4 protein-coding genes and 2 pseudogenes are annotated in these 4,171 nt (G+C 63.6%); 4 read left to right on the top strand and 2 right to left on the bottom strand.

The window, feature by feature from the left end; translation table 11 throughout:
- Together U9977_RS26080 and U9977_RS26075 are read right to left on the bottom strand one after the other, a co-directional pair.
- A partial coding sequence (locus U9977_RS26080) for a site-specific integrase (RefSeq protein WP_322751929.1) occupies positions 1-709 on the bottom strand: 709 nt, incomplete at its 3' end.
- Between the two features lie 94 nt (positions 710-803).
- Complete coding sequence (locus tag U9977_RS26075; protein ID WP_322751928.1) at positions 804-1,040, bottom strand: hypothetical protein; 237 nt, start codon at positions 1,038-1,040, stop codon at positions 804-806.
- A 239-nt stretch (positions 1,041-1,279) separates the two neighbouring features.
- Between U9977_RS26075 and U9977_RS26070 the strand changes: the two are divergent.
- The 4 genes and pseudogenes from U9977_RS26070 to U9977_RS26055 form a co-directional block, all read left to right on the top strand.
- A pseudogene (locus U9977_RS26070) lies at positions 1,280-1,647 on the top strand (transposase); the annotation flags it as partial.
- Positions 1,648-1,783: 136 nt separating this feature from the next.
- The gene (locus tag U9977_RS26065) at positions 1,784-3,349 is read left to right on the top strand and encodes a restriction endonuclease (RefSeq protein WP_322751927.1); all 1,566 of its coding nucleotides are present in this window, start codon (positions 1,784-1,786) and stop codon (positions 3,347-3,349) included.
- Positions 3,346-3,630: a hypothetical protein gene (locus U9977_RS26060; protein ID WP_322751926.1), complete on the top strand. Its 285-nt coding sequence runs from the start codon at positions 3,346-3,348 to the stop codon at positions 3,628-3,630. Before U9977_RS26065 ends, U9977_RS26060 begins: the two co-directional genes overlap by 4 nt.
- 117 nt (positions 3,631-3,747) lie before the next feature.
- Positions 3,748-4,171 (top strand): annotated as a pseudogene (locus U9977_RS26055) (hypothetical protein); the annotation flags it as partial.

The following is a 4,171-nucleotide window of genomic DNA, read 5'->3' as shown; positions in this document are numbered from 1 at the left end:
AGGTCACGCAAGTATGACGGAGATCATGAAAACGAACGCCCTCGGCGCCGATCTTCTCACGTAGTGGGTACCAGCTCCGCCGGAGGTTGTCCGGCTCGATCGGCGTTCCAATCACGCTCGTGAAGACGTGGCCCGTCTCAACCCAATCCGACCCGGCATACGCCCGTTCCTCCCGTACCGCCGCCTCCAACGCATTGCGGAGCACGGCGTGCGCCTGCTGCCGCAGACGGACGGACGGCAACGACTTGCAGCACCGGCCAACCGCACAGCACCGTCGCTCACCCTCGGCCCGCTTCTGGTCCGTCTTGTGGATGCAGCACAGACACATGTTCTCCAGCCGCCGGAGGAACAGCCTCACGTCGGCCCCGGTCAGCTTGTTCAGCTTCTTCTTGCCGAGCGCCGGAACCAGGTGCACCCGGACGACCACTTCGTAACCCTGGTACGTCCTCGGCTTGCATGCCGGCTTCACGATCTGCTCAAGCCAGTAAGTCAGGAACCGCCCGACTGTCCAACCCGTCGCCTCCGTCGGAATACCCTGATCAGAATTCGCCTTGAGATCGGTCAGCTTCTGCCGAACCTCCTCGTCCGTCTTCCCGTAGACCCGGCGCCGCTTGTACGTTCCATCGGGAATCAGCACGTAGGCTGCGCCCTCCCAGCGCCCATCCTGACGCTGGTGGTAGGTGCCCTCACCGTTGATCCGCTTCGCCATCGGGGCGAGCCTCGCTTTCGAGTTCGTCGAGCGTGGATAACCCGCTCTTCTGAGAGCCGCAAGGATCTGCCGGGAAACCGGCCGCGACCACCGATCAGAACGGCCGGGTCTGCGCGGGAACCCTTCGGTACGGGGCGATGTCGGGCACCCAGCCACCGGCCGGACCAGGCCCGTGCGATGGGCGAGTTGCCGGAAACGCCGTGCCGGGGATCGCGCGGAACACCAAGACGACGCCAACGTCCCCGAGCGCTTCGACGAACACCGCGTCGGTGGGGATCGTGACCGCGGTCCGGGCGACGTCGAAGGGGTCGGCACCGGGTTTGATGGTCATCTCGAAGTAGCCGTGGCACTGAAAAGCGGAAGGTCGGCGGTTCGACCCCGCCCCTGCCCACCACACCTGACAAGGCCTTTTGTTTCTCCGTTGAGATCAATTAGGTCGCTTGAAGATCGCTATGTAGCAACCGACCGTGATGCTAAAACGGCGGACGGTCCAGGACATACACTGCCGATCTGTGCAGATGCCATTTTACGACCGTCCGCCTTTGGGTATCGATCAAGCGTCAGCCGGTCGTGACCGGCGGGAACCGTCACGACGTCACCCAGCTCATCGGGCTCGTCGAGGCGATCCCTGCGATCCGCGGCCGCCGGGGACGGCCACGCCGCCGCCCCCGCTACCTGCTTGCCGACCGGGCCTACGACCGCGTGAAGTACCGGCGGCAGCTGTCCGCCCGCGGGATCACCCCGATCATCGCCCGCCGCGGGAAGCCGCACGGCAGCGGCCTGGGCCGCCAGCGCTGGCCGGTCGAGCGGACGTTCGCCGGCTGCACCAGTTCCGCCGGCTACGCACCCGCTGGGAACGCCGCGTCGAGATCCATCAGACGTTCCTCAGCCTCGCCTGCTCGACCATCTGCCTGCGGAAACTCAAAGGATCATTCTGAAACGACCTGTTACTCGGTCGCGATCTACTGGCCACCGATTTCGGCAGGCATGTTGCAGTCGATACGTAGACAAGTTAGCCTCTAGCTGTAGCCAGTTGCAGTATGTAGTCGATCGCTAGCCGTCTACGGGTGGGTGATGGCGCGCAGCTCGGGTCCGTCGGGTGGCTCGTATAGGGAGTGGATCGCTGCCGAACGCGCGGCTCAGCGGGAACGCGAGCAGCGCGAGCGGAAGGCAGAGAAGGACCGCATTGCCGCTGAGGCGGTGGGACGCGATGAGGAAGCCGCCGCGAACACCGAGGCGATCAACCGACGTGTACTTGAATTGGAGAATCTCCTGCGGTCATCGCTCGAACGGGATCCGCGCATCAGCCTTGATTCTCTGAAGATTACAGCCAAGGTTCCGCCGTTGAATCTAGGCTCGCTGGCGGATCAAATTCCCGAGCCTGAATGGTCGGACTTCGCGCCAAAGCCACCAAACGGGCTGACGCGGATACTTGGCGGCGCCCGCCGGTATCAGATTTTGCAGGACGAGGCCGAGAATGCGTTCGCCACGGCCAGGGCCGCTCATCAGCAACAGGAGGCCACGAGACGGCGCAAGCTCGTAGAAGCTCAGTCCGTATGGGACAAGAAGGCTGCCGGCGCGAAACGTAAAACTGAGGCCCACAACGCGCATATCGACGAGATTTCTGTGGGCCTTCGCGCGCACGACCGATTTGCTGTCAGCGAATACCTGCAAATGATACTTGACGACTCTCCCTATCCAACTCATTTCCCCACCGAACGACACGTTGGTTACGTGCCAGAATCATCGCTCGTGGCAGTCGAGTGGTTTCTGCCGACCTTCGACATCGTCCCAGAGTACAAGCTATTCCGGCATGTAAAGACGCGCAAGGCTGTGGAGCCTGTCGACCGTCCCCCGTCGGACGCGCAACGCCTTTACAACTCCGTGATCGCCCAGGTTGCTGTGCGCACGATCCGCGAGGTGTTCGCGGTAGCCCCGGAGAGCGCGGTCAGCACTGTCGTCTTCAACGGCCACGTCGACACCGTCGACCCGGCCACAGGCCGCAAAATCAGGCCGCCACTCATCTCGATGCGTGCGACCAGAGAAAAATTCGACGAACTCGTGATCACCGAGCCACGGTTCGATCCGGTCGCCTCCATCAAGCGACACTTCTTCGCAGCCATCTCCCCGCACCCCGAGGAGCTCAAGGCTATCGAGCCGGTGATGCCGTTCAGCAGGGCAGACCCGCGCGTCATAGAAGCCATCGACGTAATCTCCAGCCTCGACCAGCGGCCGAACCTGCTCGATCTTACTCATTCGGAGTTCGAATCATTCGTCCAGAACCTGTTCACTAAGATGGGTTACGAGACGGATCAGTTTCGATCGAGTCACGACGGAGGCGTTGACTGCATGGCCTATAAGCGTGATCCTGTCGCGCCGATGAAGATCGCGGTTCAGGCAAAGCTATACACGAGGACGGTGAAGCCGGGCCACGTCCGTGAGCTGTACGGCACGATGGTCGACGAGGGCGCAACCCTGGGGATCATGATTACCACGTCTGGATATGGCCCTACTAGCGCGAACTTCGCCAACGGCAAGCCCCTGCACCTCATCGATGGGCCTGGCCTGATATCTATCTGCCAGGAACATGGCATCCCTGCCCGGATCCTTGGCCTCGGCACGCGCAAGCCTAAGTCATGAACGCACCGAACGTCTCGGCCAAGGACACTGACCACACCTCGGCCGATACGTCCACGCGCTCGGTATCCCGGCAGGGCGAGCAGGCCCTGGTGCGAGCGATGCTGCAGTACCAGGTGCGGATCGACCCGGACGATCCTGGATCTGTTCTCGATCTCGCGGCGCTCGGTTTTGTCAACAGTGCCTGGCGTAACAGCCCCCTCGAGGACTGGCACAGCGAGGGGCGGCTGGACGACGGTGACATGCTGCGGATCAACGCCCACACCAGCTGGCCTGTCCGGTAGATCATCCGCCGTTGGTGTCGTGAGCTGGGGCTCGGCCCACGTCAGCGGCTCTCGACGTGGGAGATCCTCGACGTGTAGGACGTCGGCTCGCTCGCGGTGCGGATCTGGCGATGATTGGTGAACCCTTTCAGGCGTCTGGCGACCGGAGCGACGCTCGCGGAACTCGCCGGGCTCGACCTCGACGAGTACAGCGACCATGCCGACCGGGTGATGGGCGGCTTCGTGGCGTCCGTCGAAAACGACGGGGTGGGCTACGCCTTCTGGCGGGCCGCGGCGCACGACGGCCTGGCGTGTACCCATTGGTGGGGAGCGCCCGGCTGGCCGCAGCTGGTCGAGCGATTCCTGCACGCTCTTGACACCCCCGACGATACCCACTGGCATGATACCGCTCAGTGGGAGGCGATCGTGGGAGCTGCGCCCCCGCAGGCCGCACGCCGGACCGACCTGCGGCGCCTGCTGACGAGCAAGCCTTGGACTCTCACCCCCGAGACCGCCGAGTGGGTCGTGCGTGCTGGCATTCGCTGTCTCCGTGTTCCGCTAC

The sequence above is a fragment of the Protofrankia sp. Cas8 genome, from assembly GCF_963555845.1.
Taxonomy (GTDB): Bacteria; Actinomycetota; Actinomycetes; order Frankiales; family Frankiaceae; genus Protofrankia.
The sequence above is the reverse complement of the archived record's forward strand: the minus strand, read 5'-3'. Positions and strand labels throughout refer to the sequence as shown.

Bases quoted from the DNA above. Each gene is read 5' to 3' on its own strand.
- U9977_RS26075 (WP_322751928.1), bottom strand. From the start codon at position 1,040: ATGACCATCAAACCCGGTGCCGACCCCTTCGACGTCGCCCGGACCGCG.
- U9977_RS26065 (WP_322751927.1), top strand. From the start codon at position 1,784: ATGGCGCGCAGCTCGGGTCCGTCGGGTGGCTCGTATAGGGAGTGGATC.
- U9977_RS26060 (WP_322751926.1), top strand. From the start codon at position 3,346: ATGAACGCACCGAACGTCTCGGCCAAGGACACTGACCACACCTCGGCC.